This is a genomic window from Janthinobacterium aestuarii (genome assembly GCF_046113285.1).
Taxonomy (GTDB): Bacteria; Pseudomonadota; Gammaproteobacteria; order Burkholderiales; family Burkholderiaceae_D; genus Janthinobacterium.
The window spans coordinates 2419757-2440325 of record NZ_CP142524.1; the positions used below are offsets into that span (position 1 = coordinate 2419757).

Consider the following 20569-nt stretch of genomic DNA (forward strand, 5'->3'; position numbering starts at 1 on the left):
CGGTCAGCCAGGCGGCAACGCCCTGAGCACCACGCAATTGCGTCCCTCATCCTTGGCGTGGTACAGCGCGGCATCGGCCAGGCGCAGCAGGGCGTCCGGATCGGCGGCTCCCGGTGCCGGCTGGACCGCGATGCCGACGCTGATCGTCACCTGCCGCGCCTCCGCGTTCGCGTGGGAGATACCCAGATCTTCGATCGCCCGCCGCAGTGCTTCGCCGATCTGGCGCGCTTCGTCCGCGCCGGTGTTGGGCAGCACGATCGAAAACTCTTCGCCGCCATAGCGCGCCGTCAGGTCGCCCGCGCGCCGCATGCCGGCCGCCAGCGCATGCGCGACCCGCACCAGGCATGCGTCGCCGGCCTGGTGGCCGTGACTGTCGTTGAAGCGCTTGAAGTAGTCGACATCGAGCATGATGACGGCAAGCGGCCGGCCGACGCGCGTGGCACGCGCACATTCGGCACGCAATACGTCGTCGAAATGACGCCGGTTCGCCAGGCCAGTCAGACCGTCGGTGATGGACAAGGTCGCCAGTTTGCGGTTGGCGTCTTCCAGCTGTTCCGTGCGTTCGGCAACGCGCCGTTCGAGGCTGTCATGCAGCCTGGCGCTGGAGATCGAGATCATCGCCTGGGCGCCGAGCATGCGCAGGAACGCCACGCGTTCCTCCGTGAACGAGGCTTCTGCAAGCCGGTTCTCGAAATACAGGATGCCGCCGATCTGGCCGCCGTGCCGTATCGGCAGGCACATGACGGCGCGCGGCAGGTGCAACTGCACGTACGGATCGGCGGCAAAGCGCGAGGCGCCCGTGATGCAGTCTTCGATCACCTCGGCGCCGGTGCGAATGACGTAGCGCAGCAGCGACAGCGGGAACTGCGGGTCGCTGGCGGCGTTCAGGTCGAACTGGCGCGATTGCAGGACAGTGACGACATCGCCATCGATATTGGCCTCCAGCTGGTAGCTGCCTTCGGACAGCAGCAGCAGGCGCGCCACCTGCGCGCCGGCGTTTTCGCACACGATGGTAATGAGGCGCGTCAGCACGCTGCGCAGGCCCACTTCGTTCGACAGGATCTGCGACGCTTTCAGCAGCGACGCCAGGTCGAGCGCTGAACTGCCGTGCGTGTGGGAGACGGAATGACGTTGTGCGCCGCGGCCATCCATCCTTGACAGCAGTGCGCCATGGCGCGCCTGCAGCTGCGCCACCTTGCCCTGCGCACCCCACTGGCCGTAGTGCGCGATGGCGTCCTGGATGAAGATGCCGGCCACGCGCGCATGTCCTTGGTCGAACCAGCATTCGCCGCACAGTTCATTGCCCAGCGCTTGCATGTTGACGTAGCCCGCCAGGCCGGCCGCGTCGATCGCCTGCTGGTAGCAGCGCGTGGCCAGCTGCAGGTCTTTCCGGTAGCGTGCCATCTCGGCCATCACCAGCAGATGCTTGGCGTCGCTATTGTCCGAGCCTTGCCTGGACCACTCGGCGAGGCTCGTTTGCAGCGTGTCGACCACGGCCAGCACATCGTTCGCATCGGCACGCGCAGGATCGCGCCGCAAGGCGCGGATCAGGATCAGCGCGGCGTAGAAGCTGCACTCGGCAACCTTGGCCTGGCCGCGCATGATCTGGGTGACGATGCCAAGCTGGCCGGCCAGCGGCTCGGCGTCGGCGCTGTCGAACAGGTAGGCGTTGCGTATTTTCCCCTGCAAGAAGTAGGCGCGGTACAGCTGCGAGCCGCCATACTGATCGAGGAAGCGCGCCTCGCTGAAGGCCCCATCGTCGTAGCTGTCGTGACGGGGCAGGAGACCCATCAGGCATTTGATCGGCTGGACCGCGGCGGCGACGCAGCAATCGGCCATCGCCTGCTGGCCGTTGGCGCGCATCAGCGCCAGGTCGTGCTCGATGTCGTGCATCAGGTGCGGCAGGTAGTCGCCGAGGATGATACGGTCGGTGGCGCGCACGGCCGCCACCACGCCGACCTGCACGAAGTCGGCGATTTCCAGCGCCCAGCCAAACGCTTCTTCGTACAGGGCGTCGGAGCTGCGCAGCGGCTGCGTCCAGTGGTTGCTGAGCGCGCCGAACATCAGGCCCGTGAGCGTGCGCGTCTGCAGGTTGGCACGGCGCCTGGCCAGCGCCATCGCCATCGCGCCGAAGGCGTAGCCGCGCGCGATGTCGCCGCTGTACAGCGCAAGCATCATCGCGTAGCCGACATAGGCGACAGCGCTGAAATCGCTGTTCCCCCGCTGCGTCGACAGCCGCGTCATCGACACCACCATCAGCGCGCTCAGATCCTGCTGGCCGGCGTAGTAGCTGGCCATCCACAGGCCCTGCATCATCTGCATCGCGGCCACGGCGTCCGGCTCGCACATGTCATCGGCCGCCAGCAGGGTGTCGGGCGCGTGCGCGCCAGGCTGCTGTCCGATGTCGGCGAGAATGTCGCTGAAGCGCGCCTTCATCTGCGCCACATCGTGCGGGATGTCGATGTGCAGCAGCGCCAGGCCGTCGCGCTGCACGGCAATGGCGTCGAGCAGGCGGCCCTGCAATTGATACTGGTGCGCCTGGATGGCAATGCAGCGCACCTGCTGCAAGGGGCTCAGGGAGCGGGCGCGCACCAGTGGATAGATCGCCTCGGCCGTATCGAACTGGCCGCACAGGTAAGCCGCTTCGGCCGCGCCCAGCTGCAGGTCGAGCCAAAGGCTGGCGTGGACGCTCCATGCGTGCTCCGGCAGCAGCTCGAGACCTATGCGCATGTGTTCCAGGGTGGACTGGAACGCGGCGGAACGCCGTGCCTTGACGCCGGCCTGGAGATTGAGCGTCGCCAGCTGCACGCGCTCGTCCGCATCCTTGATCAGCGCGCGACCGGCGTTGAGCTGCTCGACGATTTCAAACAGTGTTGCGTCCTGGTGCTGCGGCGCCGTATGCCGCAGGAGCAAGCGGCCGATGAGCAGATGGTTGGCCACGCGCGTAGCGTCGTCGGCGACCAGGTAGGCGGCCTGCTGCACCCGGTCGTGCAGGAAGCGGTAAGCGACGCCGCTGTTGGCCGCATCGCTGTCGCCACTGACGTACTTATAGCGTTCGTCGAGCGGCTGGATCAAGCCTGCCCTGAGCGCCGGCCACAGGTCTTGCTGCGTTTTGCGGTGAGCGCGGTCCATTGCCAGCGCGAGCGTATCGAGCGTGAAGCGGTTGCCGCAGGAGGCGGCCAGTTGCAGCAGATGCTGCGTCACCGTGGGCAGGCGGCGGATTTTTTCCAGCAGCACCTCGACCACGTTGTCGGTATATTTGGCCTGTTCTATCGCGGGCAGGTCCCAGTCCCAGCAATCGTCGGCGGCCCGGTAGCGCAGATGGCCCGTCTCATTGAGCGAAGCGAGGAACTGGTTGAGGAAAAAGGGATTGCCGGCCGTCTTGCGGTAGCAAATGCTGGTCAACGGCGCACAATCGTGGGTTGCCACGCGCACGGTGGCCGAGACCATTTGCGCCACCTGCGGCTCGGTCAATGCGCTCAGTAACAGCGTCGACAGGCGTACCTCGCGGGCGAGCAGCTTGTCGCGCAGCGCGATCAGCGGATGATCGGCGCTCACCTCGTTGTCGCGATACGCGCCGATGAACAGCATGCAGCTCTTGTCGCAGGAGACCATCAGCAGTTCGATCATTCGCAACGTGGCGGCATCGGCCCATTGCAGGTCGTCGAGGAACAGCACCAGCGGATGCCCGGCGCAGGCGAACACTTCGACGAAGCGGGGGAAGAGGCGGTCCAGGCGCAGCTGGGCCTGTGCCGGGTCCGACGCGGGCACTGCGTCCGTGGGGCCGACGATCAGCGCCAGTTGGGGAATCAGTTCGATCAGCATGCCGATGCCGCTGCCCAGCACCTCGTGCAGTTTGGCGGACCACTGCCGCAGCGTTTCCTCGGGTTGGCCGAGCAGCTGGCGCACCAGCTCCTGGAAGGCCTGGATCAGCGGGGCATACGGCACGTCGCGCTGGAGCTGGTCAAATTTACCGGACAGGAAGCAGCCGCGCCGCGCGATGATGGGCTTTTGCACTTCGTTGACGACCGCCGACTTGCCGATGCCCGAATGGCCGGCCACCAGCAGCATCTCGCACCTGCCCGCGGCGCTGCGTTCAAATGCCGCCAGCAGCACGGCGATGGCATCCTCGCGCCCGTGCAGCGTTTGCGGCACGAGGAAATGGCCGTTGTGGTCGGACAGCTTGAGCGTCTGCGCCGGCTTTTGCGCGCGGCATGCTTCGAGATCGCTGCGCAAGCCCTGCAGGCTCTGGTAGCGCTGATCGGCATTTTTTTCCAGCAGCCGCTGGATGATCGGCAGCAGCTGGCCAGGCAAGCTTGCCAGCGCCGGGTGCGACCAGTCGGGACTGCGCGCAATGTGGCAATGCACGAGTTCTATCTCGTCGCCCGTCTCGAACGGCGCCTGGCCGGCCAGCAGCTCGTAGAAGGTGGCGCCCAGCGCATAGAAATCGGCGCGCCAATCGACGCGCCGGTTCATGCGTCCGGTCTGTTCCGGCGCCATGTAGCGCAGCGTGCCTTCCAGCGTCTGGAGATTGGCGATGCCATGGCTTTCGTACGGCAGTTCGCAGGCGATGCCGAAGTCGATCAGCTGCAGCAGGCGCCGGCCGCCATTCCACACCAGATTGGCGGGATTGATGTCTTTGTGGATCACGCCCTGACGATGAACCTCGTCCAGCGCCGCGCACAGTTGCAGCGCGATGTCGAAAAAGTCGTCCAGCGCCAAGGCGGGTTGCGACGGCATCCTGCGCGCCGCCACCTGCGCACGCAACACCTGGTCGAGCGCCAGGCCGCCGCAATCTTCCACGATCATCGTCCAGCACCCGCCGTGCAGCTGCAGCGCCAGCGGATGCGCCACGCCCGGATGGCGGCAACGGCGCGCGATCGCATACTCGCGCTTGAATTGCGCCAGTTGCTGAAAGGAGGGGAACTGCTGATTGGGTTGCTTGACGATCAACGCGGTGCCATCGGCGGCCCTGGCACGGTAAACCCGTGAGCGGACACCGCTGTGCAGCTGTTTGATGATCTCGTGGTCGAAAAGAGAGCGCATGGGCTAGCAGTACACAGACGGTTGCGGGAGCCTGGAGGCGCACATTTCGGAATATTACTTGATTGTAAGTATTATATCAGTAGGGGCCTTTGGAGGAGGGAGAGGGGGGCGGGGTGTTGTAAAAACGTCAGTGGGAGCAGGTTAGCCCGGGTGTGGGAATTGATCGTGATGACAGTCGCGGCAAGGTGAAGAAGTAGAGGTGATGGAGGTGTCGGAATTTACAGACAAGGAAGAGTTCCGCGTAGATGCCGCACCTCGGCCAGCACATGCTATTGGGCAAGATACAAGAGGATTTTCTGGAATTGATGAAGCCTCCATACCTTTCTTGAAGTAGTTATCACTTAGGTGCAAGTCCATCGCCTTGCAATATGGGTAGCCACACATTGTGCGCAATTTTTTCGAAACCCGTCGACGTTGGATGAAGTTCGTTAGCCCAGTCGTCGTCACCTAAGGTGCCGCGACTATCGACAAGACGAACGCGGCCGGGATAACGAGCGACCAACCCCTTCAACCGCAAAGTGAACTCGTCGATCAAAAAACGGATGCAGGAATCCTGCAGGTGGGTAGGCACGTTTGCGACTACTAGCGATGCTCGCAGCCATTTGCTTTCGGCACCAAAGATGCCGATACCTGTTGGCCGAGCATAGTCGTAGTTATGTAAATAGATCTTCGTTGGACCGGTTGCATTTTGCGTCGTATTCCAAGTTGCACCAATTATCTTGTCGATAAGAGCGATGAAGCTTCCCGTAACTTTATTTAAAAATCGGTTCAGGCTTTGCTCGTCATCACCGGATCGGTAGCAAGCTTCAGCCGAAGTGCAGGCGGAGCAGTCTTTTAGCAGTAGCGGGCGCATATCGGATAGGCCGGCGAAGTCGTTCCCTCCACCGCTTATGAAAACAGCCGACAAAGAATCCCCATGTAGTTGTAATGCGGTCTGGATTCTTCTTTTATAGGTTCCGTAAACATAATCGTAGGCTTCGGCACCGTTATTTCCGTGAGCTAGAATGTAATGCTCCTTTTTTTCAACCAAATTTCCTAATTTGCTTAATAATGAGCCACCAGGAAGAGGATACCAGAACCAGCTGTCGCCGATTGCCAATATTGACGGTTGATGAAAATCGTTCTGCATCATGGTCTCGTCCCAATAAACATTTTTGTTGTGCATAATAATTTCTCCAGTATGAACCATCTTTGAATTCATGCTTAGGATTCTTGGTGGAAAGCGGACAGATTCCTAAGCATTACGAATATTTTTTCCTCTGGCGATGAGGTCAAGCAGGTGAGAATGTGCGAAACGCGCTTATGGAATTTTTTGATAATTTGTATTTTTGTATTTCATCGGTATAAGAAATGGTGCCTGATTCTATTGGTTGCTTCGGTGCGTCTTCCTTAATTGGCTGAGTAAATTTCTCAATCTGACAATTTGATGCTAAATTAAATTTCATTCCGTCATCAGTTTTTTGAAACTGTGACTGTATATAATTTTCTTTTTGATGGATTGTTAAGATTGGCTCTCTATTAGTCAGCAGAGAGCTAATTAGGTTCATTTTTTTTGGATTCGAATGGCACCGCCGGCCTTGACGCCGCCGTGAGGCTGCTTGAACAAGCTGATGGTGCTCGCCAGCTCGTCCTCGCTGGCTTTTATCGCCGCCGCACGGCCAACCGGCCTCGCCGGTTTGACCGCGATGTGCTCGGTCAGGTTCAGCTTGATCGAGATATCGACTGTTTCACGGTTGTTGAATTCGAACTTGAAGGCGATGCCGTGCTTGCGCGTTTTCTCATTGGTCATCAGGTCGAGCTGGTGAACTTACAGCCAGGCGAGCAGGGGCACCATGATGGCGCCGGCGCCGGCGTCGCTCGCGTAATCACGGCGTAAATCTGGCGTAACCGCTAGAGGTTTTTGTCGGTTTTAATCTGGATTAAGTCGAATGTCTGGACGTAAAAAAAGCCACTAACCCGTTGATTTTATTGGGTTTAATGGCTTTTTTGATGTTTCTGAATTCTGTGCGCTGGTGCCCGGAGCCGGAATCGAACCGGCACGCCCTTACAGGCGGGAGATTTTAAGTCTCCAGTGTCTACCAGTTTCACCATCCGGGCAGCGCGGCGAGATTCTAGCACAGGTGATGTGTATTACGCCATCTTGTGCCTGAGCGATGGGCCAGCATCAATGGCCTGTTATCAGCTTCCCGCCATCAAAACACTGCCTTGAACTGCACCCCATACGTGCGCGGTTCGTTGACGATGCCTGTCAGGTTGTCGAAATCGATCGCGCCCAGCAACTGGATCTGGTTGGTGATGTTGCGGCCGTACGCGGAGAGTTCGTATTTGTCCCATTTGTAGCCGACGCGCAAACCGCCTTCGAGCAGTTCCTTGGCCTTGTATTCCTTCGCTTCATACAGGAAGAAGTTGTAGCTGGTGCGGTAGGCCCAGTCCGTGTAGGCGTAGAACTCGCCATTGGCGAGGGGGATGCTGTACTTTAATGTGAAGTTGGTTTGCCATTCCGGCGCGCGCGGCAGCGGGTTGCCGTCGATGTAGGCCGTGCCCTTGAACGGGCCCAGCGGGTCGGTCACGGTGCAGCCGCTGGCCGGGTTGTTTTGCGCGTTGCCGCAGCTTTGCACGAACAGCTTCTTGTCCTGGATTTCCGTGTGGTTGTAGCTGCCGCCCAGGGTCATGCTGAGCGAATCGCTGAGGTTCGCCTGGAAATCGAGTTCCACGCCGCGGCCCGTGGCCTTGTCTGCGTTGATCAGCTGGTTCATGTTGACGGCGCCGCTGCCGGCCGTCAGTTGCTTGTCCTTCACGCGGTACTGGAATATGGCCAGGCTCAGGCGCGCGCGCTTGTCGAACAGGTCCTGCTTGATGCCCGCCTCGACGGACAGCGCTTTCTCGGCGCCCGCAAACGAAGGGCGGTCGGCCAGGCCGTTCAGGCGTCCCTGCATCGACGGCGCGCGGTAGCCGGTGGCGATGCGCGCGTAGGCATTCGTTTCCGGCGTCAATACATAGGTGCCGCTCAGGTCCCAGCTGACGTTGTGCGAGGTGTCGTGCAAGTCGAAGGGGCCGGCCGTGGTCGCTTCCACCCGCTTGGCGGAGAAATCCTTCTTGTCGGTCGTGTAGCGCAGGCCGGCGCGCAGTTTCAGGGCGTCCGAGACCGTGTAGTTGAGCGAGCCGAAGGCCGCGTACGACTTCGAGCTCTGGTTTTGCGTGGCGTAGTTCGGGCTTTGCGGGTTGCCGGGCGCCAGGCTGTTGAAGCCGATGCTGTCGATCTGGATATCTTCCTTGAAGTAGAACAGGCCGGCTATCCATTGCAGCGGGCCGCGGGCAGACGACTCGGCGCGGAATTCCTGCGAAATCTGCTTGTGCTTGGGGATCACGTCGGCCGTTTCCACGACGAACGGGATGAAGCCGGGACCCATCGGCGGCGCGGACACGGCGCCATAGCCGCCGTCGACGTCGGCGCGGCTGTAGAAATCGAGCTTTTCGTAGCCGGTGATCGAATGCAAGGTGACGCCGGGCAAGTCCCATTTCAGGCGCATGCTGGCGCCCTTGGTTTTCAGGTGCTGGCGGTTGATGCCGTCGGTCGGGTAGTTGTCGTAATCAAATCCGTCGACGAGGTCGTTCGTGCCCTGTTTCAGGATATTCGCGCGGAACAGGGTGGCCGTGCCGTCGAGATTGCGCGCGTGCACGTTGAACAGGGCCGTGAAGTCGCGCGTGGGCTTGACCAATACCTGCAGGCGGGCGGCGCTGTCTTCATAGCCTTCGAAGTCGCGCGTGCCGGTGGGGCGCGGGTTGTGCACGCGGTCGTCGCGGCGCTGCGTCTGGCCGGAAAAGCGCAGGGCGACCGTGTCGCTGACGGGCACGTTGAACGCGCCTTCCAGGTTCTTCATGCCATCCTTGCCGAAGCCGCCGCTCAGGTAGCCTTCCGTCTTGAAGACGGGCTTGGCGGAATCGAACTTGATCACGCCGGCTGGCGAGTTACGGCCGAACAAGGTGCCTTGCGGGCCGCGCAGCACTTCGACCTGATCCACGTCAAACACGGGAAAGCCCTTGAGCATGGCGTTTTCCTGCACTACGTCATCCATCACCAGGCCCACGGGCTGCGAGGCGTTCAGGTCGAAGTCGGTATTGCCCAGGCCGCGAATGTAGAAGCGGGGGAAGGTGCGGCCGTAATCCGATTCGACGGAGACGCTGGGCGAGCGGCTGTTGAGGAAGCGGATGTCGGCGCCGCCGGCCGTCAGCGTGTCGAGCTTGTCGCCTTTCAAGGTGGCGATGGACATGGGCACGTCCTTGATGTTTTCCGCGCGCCGCTGCGCCGTCACGATCACCGTTTCCAGCTGGCCAGGACCGGTCTGTGCCGCCGGCGCGGCAGGCGCGTCGGCGGCTGGCGCCGGGACGCTATCCTGTGCCATCGCCTGCAGCGGAAAGGCGGCGCTGATTGCCAGGGCAATCAGGGTGTGGCGTACTGTGCTGGCATGCGGTGTCATCATGAAACGGCTCCTGTCGGTCAAGGTTGTTGGGGGCATGCAAGCTGGCGCTGGCCAGCTGAACGAAAAATCATGCTAGCACGGGAAATTTTGGTATTCATGCCATTTTCCTACGATGGTTATTCATATCCGTTTCGACTCAATACGCGAATAAAATCGTATTTGTCGTCACTATCTGGCGGGTGCATAGTGGAGTGCCGGCAGGCTTGTGCGGGAACAAAATAGGCTGGACAAGACGACGCGGTTTCCTGCGGCGGCGCAAAAAAGCATGCGCCATTTCGGCGTAGTAGCGGGATCCGGGGCGGCACAAATACAACAGTTGCCGCGGATTTTTTATGTGAGGGGCGTGTTGTTGCAACGCGACAGGGGAGGCCGGCTGCGGCTCTCCCCTGTGCGTGTGAAGCGGGGCATGCGTGGCTGCATGCCTCTATGTGCTTAAAACTCTTCCCAGTCGCCGGCCGTCACGGCTTCCGCTTGCGCCGCACGGGGTTTTGCCGGCGCGGCCTGGCGCTTGGCGGGGCTGCTGGCCGTTGCCGGTACCAGGTGCAGCGGCTTGTGACTGGCGCGTGCCGGTGCTGGCGCCGGTGCGGGTGCCGCCAGATGGCTGTCATGCGTCTTGAAGATGCTCACGGTTTCCACCAGGTGGCTGGCCTGCTCGCGCAGCGATTCGGCCGCCGCCGCCGCTTCTTCCACCAGCGAGGCATTTTGCTGCGTGACGCTATCCATCTGGGTCACCGCCTGATTGATCTGCTCGATTCCTGCGGACTGTTCCTGGCTGGCCACCGTGATTTCAGCGATGATGTTGCTGACGCGGGCGACGCTGGCGACCACCTCGGACATCGTCGTGCCCGCTTGCGCCGCCAGCCTGGAGCCCGCATCGACGCGGCTGACGGAATCGTCGATCAGCGCCTTGATTTCCTTGGCTGCGCTGGCGCTGCGCTGGGCCAGGCCGCGCACTTCGGTCGCCACGACGGCGAAGCCGCGGCCCTGTTCGCCGGCACGTGCCGCTTCCACGGCGGCATTCAGGGCCAGGATATTGGTCTGGAAGGCGATGCCGTCGATGACGCTGATGATGTCGACAATCTTGCGCGACGATTCGCTGATCAGGTCCATGGTGCCCATCACTTGCCCCACCACGGCGCCGCCCTTGCTGGCGACGTCCGATGCCGTCGTGGCCAGCACATTGGCTTCGCGGGCATTTTCCGCATTCTTGCGCACGGTGCTGGTGAGCTCTTCCATTGACGAAGCGGTTTCTTCCAGCGAACTGGCTTGCTGTTCCGTGCGCAGCGACAGATCGCTATTGCCGCTGGAAATTTCCGCGGCGGCAAGGGAAACGGTGTCGGAATCCTGGCGCACGGACGACACTACCGTGGTCAGCGACTCCTGCATGCGCTGCAGCGCCGACAGCACGCTGGCGGTATCGTGCGGTGCAACGTTGAGTTTGCCTGTCAGGTCGCCGCCGGCCAGCAGGCTGACGGCGTCGCACAGCTGCTTCGGCTCTGCGCCCAGCGCCTTGAGCAGGCTGCGTGTGATGAGCCAGCCCGCCAGGGCTGCCAGCACGATGGACAGCAGGCTGGCGCCGATGAGAATATTCCTGTTGAGCGTGTAACGCTCGTTGTCTTCCTGCAAGATGGCGGTAGAGCGCTGGTCCGTCAGGGCGAAATATTCATCGCTGGCGGCGACGAGGGCGGCCAGCAGCGGGCGGCATTCCTCATTCATCTTGACGATGGCCTGGTCGGTTTTCTTTTGCAGCGCCAGGTCCACGATAGCCATCGCGACGGGAGAATAGCGTTTTTCGATGCCGTCTATCTTGTTGACTATGGCGCGCACTTCATCCGATACCTCAGGCTGCTGTGTCAGCTGCAGCAGATGCTGCATGTTCTTGACGACCTCGGCCTGCGCCTGCAAGACCTGTTTGCGTTCGATCTCCAGGTCTTCCGGCTTGGTGACGAGCACCAGATTCCTGGCCGCCACGGCACGCATGTCGATTGCGTCACGTACGCGGTGCGCCGTATTGGCGCGGGCGGTGATGCCGTTGACATACTGGTCAAAACTGGCGTTGAAGTTGGAAAAGCTCCGCACGGACAGGATCGATATGCCGATGAGGAAAAAGACCAGCAGGCCGAAAGCCAGAGTGAGCTGGGTGCGTACGGTGAATTTGTCCATGATGTCTCTCCAAAATACGTGGTGATGATTAGAAAGGGGGCTTGCGTGAGACCGGTGGCAGGCGCTTGCCTGGCGACGGGTCGAGTCCTACGCAGTGCTTTTCTATCCAGAACACGGATTCGTGGTGCAAGGATGGAATTAATTTAAAAAACCGATTTCAATAATTTATTTGTTTTATTTATTAAATTCATTGTTGCACAAAAAATTCATTAAATCAATGATATTTTGCGTGTCAAAAAACAACTTTTCGGCATGGATGCTGGTTCCTGCGCCGTTTGATCGGGCGCAGGACAGTATCTTCGGGGAGGTGGATCAGCCGGGAATGGGCGTGCCCTGGTGAAAAATCATTTGCCAGCGGCCATCGCGCCATTTCCACAAGGAACTGCGCAAGCTGGCGCTGGCGGGCAGGGCGCCGTTGGCGTGGCGTTGCGAGCGGTAGGTAACCAAGGCAACATCGTCGGCCAGCAATCGGGCCTGAAAATCGCGGATGCTGCGCTGGCAAAAGTCTTCCACCGGCAAGTCCGCCAGGGTTGCCGCGCGCGTCCAGAGATTGCCCGAGCTGCCGAACTCGACGAAGTCGTCAGCCAGCAGGGCCGCCAGCCTGGCCCTGTCGGCGCGCACCGCCTGGCTTTGCAGCGCCGCTTCCAGCGCCTGCAGCTGCGCCGCCAAGCTGTCCTGCTGAGTATCCCGCGCGTCGTCCATTGGCAAGATCTTCAGATAGGAAATGCGCCCGCGCCCGATACATTCAGGCAGGCGACCTTGTCGCTGGAAAAGTACTTGATTTGTCCCAGGCCGATGGCGTAGCAGCCGTCGCTGAGCGGGGAAATGGGGCCGGTAAGTTTTTCACCGCCGACCAGGGTCACCACCCAGGGCGTGGTGGCCGGTTTGCCCGCGTGGGCCAGGGCGTGTTGTACCAGGTCTGACATGCTGCCTCCGTTGGAAATCAAAATCCGATGATAGCAGTGTCCGGTGTCGGATAGCCGCTGGATTGACGACACGAAGGGCGGGCGCTTTACGCGTCGGCCAGCAAGTTCTTTGGCAGGGCCACCGATACCAGCTTCCAGTGCCACAGGCCGTCGCGCGTCAGGGTCAGTTCGCCGATATGGCTTTTGCTGTGGGCGCGCTGCACCACCACGCTGTTCCACGAGGTGTAGCGCAGCCTGTAGTCGGGCTTGGTGTTGCGCTTGCGGCCGCTGATGTCGCTGACCTTGGCGATCGGGTTTTCGTAGCGGTCATTGAGCTTCATCAATGCGACGATGCCTTCGGGCATCAGCATGGTGTCGAGCAAGGGATCGATGACCTCGGGATTGATATCGTCGGCCACTTCCGGCGCCGAGAACAGGGTGTGCAGTTGCTGCCCCAGGCTGCCGCGCAACTGGGCCAGGTCGATCTGCGCGGCCAGCGCCTGCGTATCCTCGTCCATGGTGGCCGCGCGGATCTTGTTCATGGTGAAGTACGGGCTGCCATAGAAGACGCCGGCCAGCGCGACCAGTACCGCTACAGCGAGAAGCATCATTCTTTTCATCGTGCAATCTCTCGGATGCCTGGCGACCCGGTGCGCCTGAGGTGTTGGCATTCTACATAATATTTCCCAAAATCAATATGACGGTTTAGGTAAGTGTTGTTTTAGATCAAGTTTCTTTAGAGTAATTCCGGCGGCAGGGTAATGTCCATCAGTTTCCAGTCCCAGATGCCATGGCGGCGCAGCAGAAACTGGCTGGCGGCGGGTCCGGCGCCGCTGCGCCGCAGCACCACTTCATTCCACGAGCGGTACGCCATGCCGAAGTCGTGGCGCTTGCCGTCAGCCCCCTGCTTGCCGTGCAAGATCAATACCGTGATGCCGGGCGGCGAGACGATGGTGTCGAGCATTTCCTTGAAATCATCGTCATTGGCCGTTTCGCCGCCCGCGCGCAGCTGGCGCGCCACGCTGGCGCGGATCGCAGGCAGGTCGGCCTGCTGCGCCAAGTTTTCCAGGCGCACGGATTTCGCCGCGATGCTGATGCGGTACATGGCGATGTAGGGGCTGACCCAGGTGAAGCCGATGGCGGCGACGGCAAAAATGATCGCGGTGGCGTACTTTCTTTTCATGCTATATCTGCCTGGATCGCAGCTTGCCCGCGAGTGTCAGTAGCCGCCAATGATTTGGTATTCCAGGCCCTGATTTCCTGCGCTACGTACTTGTATCTTGATTTTCCTGAAGGTGATTTCCGCAGGAAAATTTGTGATCTCGAATGATAAATCTTGCGAAAACGACGGCCTTGCCAGGCTGCCCGCATACTCCCGGTAGGCAATGCGCAAAGTCTTATTGCTGTAGCCCTGATATAGCAATTGTGAATTGATGGACCTGTCGATAGGTGCAGTTTCCACTCCCGGGCCGAATTTGATGCCGGGGCTGACGTCTTCGTGCCACCACGCCAGATCGCCTGCGATCATCACCTGGTCCAGCAGGCCATCATTGTTTCGGTCGGCAAAACAGGCATTCTTGGTCATTCCGGGCAGCAGCATATTGAATACCTGCCGTTCAGTGCAGTAAGCAGGTTTTCCCTCGACATCGGCGCGGTACAGGAAGTCGCCCTCGATGACAGCTACACGTCCGCCGCCAATCGACACGGCGCGTCCATCGTAAATCTGATAGCCCGTTTTGCTTGTGTATTGAAATGTGGACAACAGTGCTTCACCGGCAGTGACCTTTGAAACGACATTCAGTTGCGGATCATGGCCGATGCGTTCCATCGTGCGGGTGGTCTCGCGCACTTCCATGGTGGCGCACCCGCTGAGTACCAGGGCAGCGATGGCGACGCGGCATAACTTTTTCATTGATTTCCTTGTTTGTCTTCGAAGCGCTCATACGCAAGCAGGCGCGAGTAAGGGGAAGGTCGTTAAATATTGCCAAATGATAAGTTCAGTTGCTTCTGAAGGAAAGGAAAAATGCGCTTTTTTCTGCCGTGACGAGCGATGGGGGACCTCGGTCAGCCTTATGGAGGGCGGATGGTGTAGCATTCGTGCCGGCGCGGACCATCGCGCCGCAATATTGAGGACAACCATGAATATCACTATCAATCAGGTGCTGCAGTCGTATATCGACCCGCTCACCGCCAGCGAGTACGCGGCGCTCGAGCGCAGCCTGCTGGCCGAAGGCTGCCGCGATGCGCTGGTGCTGTGGAACGACGTGCTGATCGACGGGCATAACCGCTACGCCATCTGCCGCCAGCACGGCATCGAATTCAAGACCATCCAGAACACCAGCTTTACCTCGCTTGACGACGTCATGCTGTGGATGATCGACAATCACCTGGCGCGCCGCAGCGTGTCGGACTTCCAGCGCGGCGTGCTGGCCTTGCGCAAGAAGGAAATCGTCGCCGCGCGCAGCCCGGCGCCCGTCAGCGCCCAGGACGCGCCCGATGGCGAAAACGCGCCCAAGCCTCCCATGAGCACGCGCGAAGAGGTGGCCAAGGCGGCCAGATTGAGCAGCAACCAGATCAGCCAGATCGAGAAGATCCAGAAGGCGGCCTCGCCGGAACTGGTGGAAGCCGTCCGTTCGGGCACGATCTCCATCAATGCGGCGGCCACCGTGGCATCGCTGCCGCCGGAAGAGCAGGTGGCGGCTGTCGCCGGCGGCAAAAAATTATTACGCCAAGCGGCCAAGGAAATCCGCGAACAGCGCGCCGCCACGCGCACGCCGCGCGAGCCGAAGGCGCCGCACGTGTCGCAGGATACGCCGGAGACGGGCAACGAACCGTGGGCGGAAAACGCGGCCCAGGCGCCGTCCGAAACGGAACGCCTGCGCGGCGAGATCGCCAGCTTGAAGCAGAAAGTGGCGCAGCTGCAGGCGGAAAATGTGGAGTTGAACCAGCGTATCGCCACCCTGATCGACGCATCCTGATATTGGAGTAGTGCATGCCAGTTCGCCGTGCCCTGTTCGCCGCCATCGCCTGCGGCATCGTTGCCGCTCCTCCCGCGCTGGCGGCGCCCGCCGCTTCCGTCACGGACATGGCCCGCTGGCAGACGCAGGCTGCCAACGTCAGCATCGCGCGCGACACCTGGGGCATTCCCCACGTGACGGGCAAGACGGATGCCGATGCCGTCTTCGGCCTGATGTATGCGCAGGCCGAAGACGATTTCCCCCGCGTGGAATTGAACTATATCAATGCCATGGGGCGGCTGGCGGAAGTGGAGGGCGAGCGGGAGCTGTACCGCGACCTGCGCATGAAGCTCTTCATCGATCCGCAGGAGCTGCAGGCGCAGTACCGCGCCAGCCCGGCGTGGCTGCAGAAACTCATGGATGCGTTTGCCGACGGCCTGAATTTTTACCTGGCCACGCATCCGCACGTCAAACCTCGCTTGATTACGCATTTCGAGCCGTGGATGGCCCTCAGTTTCAGCGAGGGCAGCATCGGCGGCGATATCGAATCGGTCAACCTGACGCAGCTCGAAGCGTTCTACGGCCAGCAGGCAAGGCCCGCCGCCGTAGCGCTGGCCAGCGTGGAGACCAGGTTGGCGTCAGGTCTGGACCCCGAACCGAGCGGTTCGAACGGCTTCGCCATCGCGCCCGCGATTACCAAAAACGGCCATGCGCTCTTGATAATCAACCCGCACACCTCGTTCTACTTCCGTCCCGAAGTGCAGGTGACCAGCGGCGAAGGCCTGAACGCGTATGGCGCCGTCACCTGGGGCCAGTTCTTTGTCTACCAGGGTTTCAATGAGCGCCTGGGCTGGATGCATACCTCGGGCGGCGGCGACGTCATCGACGAATACCTGGAAAGCATCGTCGACAAGGACGGCGCATGGTTCTACCGCTATGACGGCGGGCTGCGGCCCCTGAAAGCCGTGCCGATGACCGTGCCCTATAAACTGGCCGATGGCGCGATGGGCTCGAAAACCATCACCGTCTACTACAGCCACCACGGCCCCATCGTGCGCGCGCAGGACGGTAAATGGGTGGCCGTGCGCCTGATGAATGAACCATTGAAGGCGTTGACGCAATCGTACACGCGCACCAAGGCGCGCGATTACGCGGCGTTTTATCAAACGATGGAACTGCGCACGAATTCGTCGAACAACACGGTGTACGCGGACGGGGATGGCAATATCGCCTACTTTCACGGCAATTTTATCCCCGTGCGCGACCCGCGCTTCAACTGGAAGCAGCCCGTCGACGGCAGCGACCCTGCCACGGAATGGAAAGGGCTGCACACGGTGGCGCAAACCATCACCTTGTTCAATCCGAAGAATGGCTGGATTCAGAACACGAACAACTGGCCGTATTCGGCGGCCGGCGCCAACAGCCCGCGCCAGCAGGACTATCCCGCCTACATGTCGGTCTACGGCGAAAACGCGCGCGGCCTGCATGCCGTCAAGGTTTTTCAGAACAAGACGGGTTTTACGCTCGACAGCCTGATCGCCGCGTCCTACGACAGCGAACTGACGGCCTTTGAAGCGCTGCTGCCGCCGCTGTTCGCGGCCTACGATGCGCTGCCGGCCGGCGGCGCGCAACAGCTGGCGCTGGCCGGCAAGATCGCCTTGCTGCGGGCCTGGGACTGGCGCTATTCGCTCACTTCCACCGCTACCTCGCTGGCCGTGTTCTGGGGCCAGGAGCTGGCCGAGCTGACGGGCAAGCAGGCGAGGGAACAAGGCGTGCCCGTGGTCGATTTTCTGGCGACGGACAAGGTTACGGCGGCGCAGCGGCTGGCTGCCCTGGCGACGGCGGCGGACAAACTGCAGCGCGATTTCGGCCACTGGCAAACGCCGTGGGGCGAGATCAACCGCTTCCAGCGCCTGACGGGCGACATCGTGCAGCCGTTTGACGATGCGCAAGCCAGCTTGCCCGTGCCGTATGCATCGGGTAACTGGGGCGCGCTGGCCGCGTATGGCCAGAGCAGCAGGAGTACCACGAAGCGTATTTACGGCGAACGCGGCAACAGCTTTGTCGCGGCCGTGGAATTCGGCCCCCGCATCAAGGCGAAAAGCATCCTCGCGGGCGGCCAGAGCGGCGACCCGAAGTCGCCGCACTTCCAGGACCAGGCGGCCATGTATGCGCGCGGCGAATTCAAGGAGGTGTTGTTTTATCCGGAGGACGTGGCGAAGCACCTGGAGCGCAGGTATCGGCCGGGGGAGTGAGGTTGGTGGTGTGTCGGATTACGCCCGGCGTTGCCGAGCTAATCCGACCTACCGGCCTCGGCATAGCGTAGGTCGGATTAGCGCAGAGTAATCCGACACCTCTCCCCTCAAATCGCGTCCAGCGCCGTGCGCAGATCATGGCGCAAATCCTCGATATCCTCGATCCCCACCGACAGGCGGATCAAGCCGTCGCCGATGCCCAGCTTGGCCCGCTGTTCGGCGGGAATGCTGGCATGCGTCATCAGGGCAGGGTGCTCGATCAGGCTTTCCACGCCGCCCAGGCTTTCGGCCAGGGCAAATACTTCGCAGCGCTCGAGGAAGCGCCGCGCGCCGGCCAGGTCCGTGTCGAGGTCGATCGAGATGATGCCGCCGAAACCATCCATCTGGCGCTGCGCCAGCGCGTGCTGCGGGTGCGACGCCAGCCCCGGATAAAACACGGTTTTCACTTCCTTTTGCTGTTCCAGCCACTGCGCCAGCACCAGGGCACTTTCGCAATGGCGCTGCATGCGGATAGCCAGGGTTTTCACGCCGCGCAAGGCCAGAAAGCTGTCGAACGGCCCGGCGATTGCCCCCACCGAGTTTTGCAGGAAGCCCAGCTGCTCGCGCCATTCCGCCTGGCGTTCCTCCGTGCCGACGATGGCGATTCCGCCGATGATGTCCGAGTGGCCATTCAGATACTTGGTGGTCGAGTGCACGACGATGTCGAAGCCGTGTTCCAGGGGGCGCTGCACCAGCGGACTGGCAAACGTGTTATCGGCCACGGCGATGATGCCCCGTTCGCGGCAGATGTCGGCGATCGCCCGCAAGTCGGCCAGTTTGAGCATGGGGTTCGTGGGCGTTTCCACCCACACCATCTTCGTTTCCGGGCGCAGCGCGGCCAGGAGGTTTTCCGGATTCGTCAGGTCGACGTACGTGAATTCGTGGCCGGCCGAGCGGCGGAGCACGCGTTCAAACAGTCGATACGTGCCGCCGTACATGTCGTCGCCAGCGACGATGTGGCTGCCCGCGTCCAGCAATTCCAGCACGGACGAGATGGCGGCCAGGCCCGAGGCGAACGCAAACGCGGCGCTGCCGCCTTCCAGGTCGGCCACGCAGCGCTCGAGCGCCCAGCGTGTGGGATTGTGCGAGCGGCCGTAATCGAGGCCCTTGTGCACGCCGGGGCTGTCCTGCACGAAGGTGGAGGTGGCGTAAATGGGCGGCATGATGGCGCCCGTCGACGGGTCGGGCGACTGGCCGGCGTGGATGACGCGGGTGGCCAGATGGCTCTTGCGGGGGATGTCTTGGCTCAAGATAAAGTCCTGCGTAAGTGATTGAGAAGGTCGAAGCGGGTGATCAGGCCGTAGAAGCCGGTATCGTCGGCGACGACGGCCGTCAAGCCCCGGTCCAGCGTGGCGCGCAGGGCGGGCAAGCCGCTCGATGGCGCCAGCGTTTCGATCTGCGTCGTCATGGTGGCGCCCACCAGCGATGCAAAATGCGCGGCGTCGCTCGAGACGTGCAGCAGCAAGTCCGATTCGTCAAGGATGCCGACCAGTTGACCTGCATCAATGACGGGCAACTGAGCCAGGTCGCTGGCGCGCATGCGGTTGAAGGCCGTGAGCAGGGTGTCGCCCGGCGCCACGCTGACGACGTCGCCCTCGTCGTAGCGGCGCCCGATCAGGTCGCGCAAGTCGCCCGAGCGCGCGCGCTGCAACAGACCCTGGTCGCGCATCCAGCCGTCGTTGTAGACTTTGGATAAGTAGCGCGTCCCCGTGTCGCAGACAAACGTGACGACGCGCTTCGGGCTAGTCTGTTCGCGGCAGTATTTGAGGGCCGCTGCCAGCAGGGTGCCGGTGGATGAGCCGCCTAAAATACCTTCGGCGCGCAAGAGGGCGCGCGCGGAATCAAAACTTTCCTGGTCCGTGATGGTATAGGCCTTCGTGACGCTGTCCATGTCGGCGATGGCCGGGATAAAGTCTTCGCCGATGCCTTCGACGGCCCACGACCCGCTTGTGTCGCTGATTTTTCCTGTGTCGATGTATTCGGTGAGGATGGAGCCTTGCGGGTCGGCCAGAACGAATTCGAGCTTGGGCTGCGTCTTGCGGAAGTAGCGCGTCAAGCCCGTCAGGGTGCCGGACGAACCGACGCCGACGACGATGGCGTCCACGTCATGGCCAGTTTGCTCCCAGATTTCGGGAGCCGTCGTCGTTTCGTGGGCCAGCGGATTGGCGGGATTGTTGAACTGGTCGGCGAAGAAGGCGCCCGGCAGTTCGCGCGCCAGCCGCGCCGCATAATCCTGGTAGTACTCGGGATGGCCCTTGCCCACGTCCGAGCGCGTGGTGTGCACTTCCGCGCCCAGCGCCTTCAGGTGCAGCACTTTTTCCGTCGACATCTTGTCGGGCACGACGAGAATCACGCGGTAGCCCTTGATGCGCCCGACCAGGGCCAGGCCGATGCCCGTGTTGCCGGCCGTGGCTTCGACGATGGTGCCGCCCGGCTGCAGGCGGCCGTCCGCTTCGGCCGCTTCGATGATGGACAGGCCGATGCGGTCCTTGATGGAACCGCCGGGATTTTGCGATTCCAGTTTCAGGAACAGCTGGCACAGGCCCGTATCGAGCCTGGTGACTTCGACCAGCGGGGTGTTGCCGATCAGCTTGTATAGCGCTGGCGGCTGGGAGGGGGATGGCATTCGATCATTCATGGTGGCTCCTGTCAGAGAAACAGCCGCTCAGGATCGTGTCCCGAGCCGCCTTCCGTGCCGCGCAGTGTAGGCGGGTGGACGAGTG

At 61.6% G+C, this 20569-nt stretch carries 14 protein-coding genes and 1 tRNA gene; 2 read left to right on the forward strand and 13 right to left on the reverse strand.

Annotated features, from left to right (window positions below):
• Positions 1-3: 3 nt before the first annotated feature.
• The 11 genes from OX462_RS10945 to OX462_RS10995 form a co-directional block, all read right to left on the reverse strand.
• Positions 4-5046, reverse strand: coding sequence for a diguanylate cyclase domain-containing protein (locus OX462_RS10945; protein WP_409028407.1), 5043 nt, complete (start codon positions 5044-5046; stop codon positions 4-6).
• Positions 5047-5383: 337 nt separating this feature from the next.
• Complete coding sequence (locus OX462_RS10950; RefSeq protein WP_205602260.1) at positions 5384-6247, reverse strand: SGNH/GDSL hydrolase family protein; 864 nt, start codon at positions 6245-6247, stop codon at positions 5384-5386.
• 342 nt (positions 6248-6589) lie between these two features.
• Positions 6590-6838 (reverse strand): phage tail protein, encoded by a 249-nt coding sequence (locus OX462_RS10955; protein ID WP_409028741.1) that lies wholly within the window; start codon positions 6836-6838, stop codon positions 6590-6592.
• Positions 6839-7056: 218 nt separating this feature from the next.
• Positions 7057-7143: transfer RNA gene (locus OX462_RS10960), tRNA-Leu, on the reverse strand.
• A gap of 95 nt (positions 7144-7238) precedes the next feature.
• Positions 7239-9524: a TonB-dependent receptor gene (locus OX462_RS10965; RefSeq protein ID WP_409028742.1), complete on the reverse strand. Its 2286-nt coding sequence runs from the start codon at positions 9522-9524 to the stop codon at positions 7239-7241.
• Between the two features lie 435 nt (positions 9525-9959).
• Positions 9960-11690 carry a methyl-accepting chemotaxis protein gene (locus tag OX462_RS10970; protein WP_070313499.1) on the reverse strand — a complete coding sequence of 577 codons (1731 nt, stop codon included), beginning with the start codon at positions 11688-11690 and terminating at the stop codon, positions 9960-9962.
• A 312-nt stretch (positions 11691-12002) separates the two neighbouring features.
• Positions 12003-12392: a nuclear transport factor 2 family protein gene (locus OX462_RS10975; protein ID WP_070313500.1), complete on the reverse strand. Its 390-nt coding sequence runs from the start codon at positions 12390-12392 to the stop codon at positions 12003-12005.
• An 11-nt stretch (positions 12393-12403) separates the two neighbouring features.
• Entirely contained in the window at positions 12404-12616 is a 213-nt protein-coding gene (locus tag OX462_RS10980) for a hypothetical protein (protein ID WP_070222955.1), read from the reverse strand.
• Between the two features lie 86 nt (positions 12617-12702).
• Positions 12703-13206 carry a DUF2939 domain-containing protein gene (locus OX462_RS10985; RefSeq protein ID WP_070222954.1) on the reverse strand — a complete coding sequence of 168 codons (504 nt, stop codon included), beginning with the start codon at positions 13204-13206 and terminating at the stop codon, positions 12703-12705.
• A gap of 125 nt (positions 13207-13331) precedes the next feature.
• Positions 13332-13778 carry a DUF2939 domain-containing protein gene (locus OX462_RS10990; RefSeq protein ID WP_070313501.1) on the reverse strand — a complete coding sequence of 149 codons (447 nt, stop codon included), beginning with the start codon at positions 13776-13778 and terminating at the stop codon, positions 13332-13334.
• Positions 13779-13814: 36 nt separating this feature from the next.
• Positions 13815-14507: a hypothetical protein gene (locus OX462_RS10995; RefSeq protein ID WP_070291241.1), complete on the reverse strand. Its 693-nt coding sequence runs from the start codon at positions 14505-14507 to the stop codon at positions 13815-13817.
• 226 nt (positions 14508-14733) lie between these two features.
• On the opposite strand from OX462_RS10995, the gene OX462_RS11000 reads away from it, so the two are divergent.
• On the forward strand, positions 14734-15573 hold the full coding sequence (locus OX462_RS11000) for a hypothetical protein (RefSeq protein ID WP_070291240.1): 840 nt from the start codon (positions 14734-14736) through the stop codon (positions 15571-15573).
• Between the two features lie 14 nt (positions 15574-15587).
• On the forward strand, positions 15588-17807 hold the full coding sequence (locus tag OX462_RS11005) for an acylase (protein ID WP_070313502.1): 2220 nt from the start codon (positions 15588-15590) through the stop codon (positions 17805-17807).
• A gap of 107 nt (positions 17808-17914) precedes the next feature.
• Here the strand turns inward: OX462_RS11005 and OX462_RS11010 are convergent, their stop codons facing one another.
• Both OX462_RS11010 and OX462_RS11015 read right to left on the reverse strand, forming a co-directional pair.
• The gene (locus OX462_RS11010; protein WP_141750082.1) at positions 17915-19096 is read right to left on the reverse strand and encodes a trans-sulfuration enzyme family protein; all 1182 of its coding nucleotides are present in this window, start codon (positions 19094-19096) and stop codon (positions 17915-17917) included.
• Positions 19093-20472 (reverse strand): pyridoxal-phosphate dependent enzyme, encoded by a 1380-nt coding sequence (locus OX462_RS11015; protein WP_070313503.1) that lies wholly within the window; start codon positions 20470-20472, stop codon positions 19093-19095. Before OX462_RS11015 ends, OX462_RS11010 begins: the two co-directional genes overlap by 4 nt.
• Between the last annotated feature and the right edge of the window lie 97 nt (positions 20473-20569).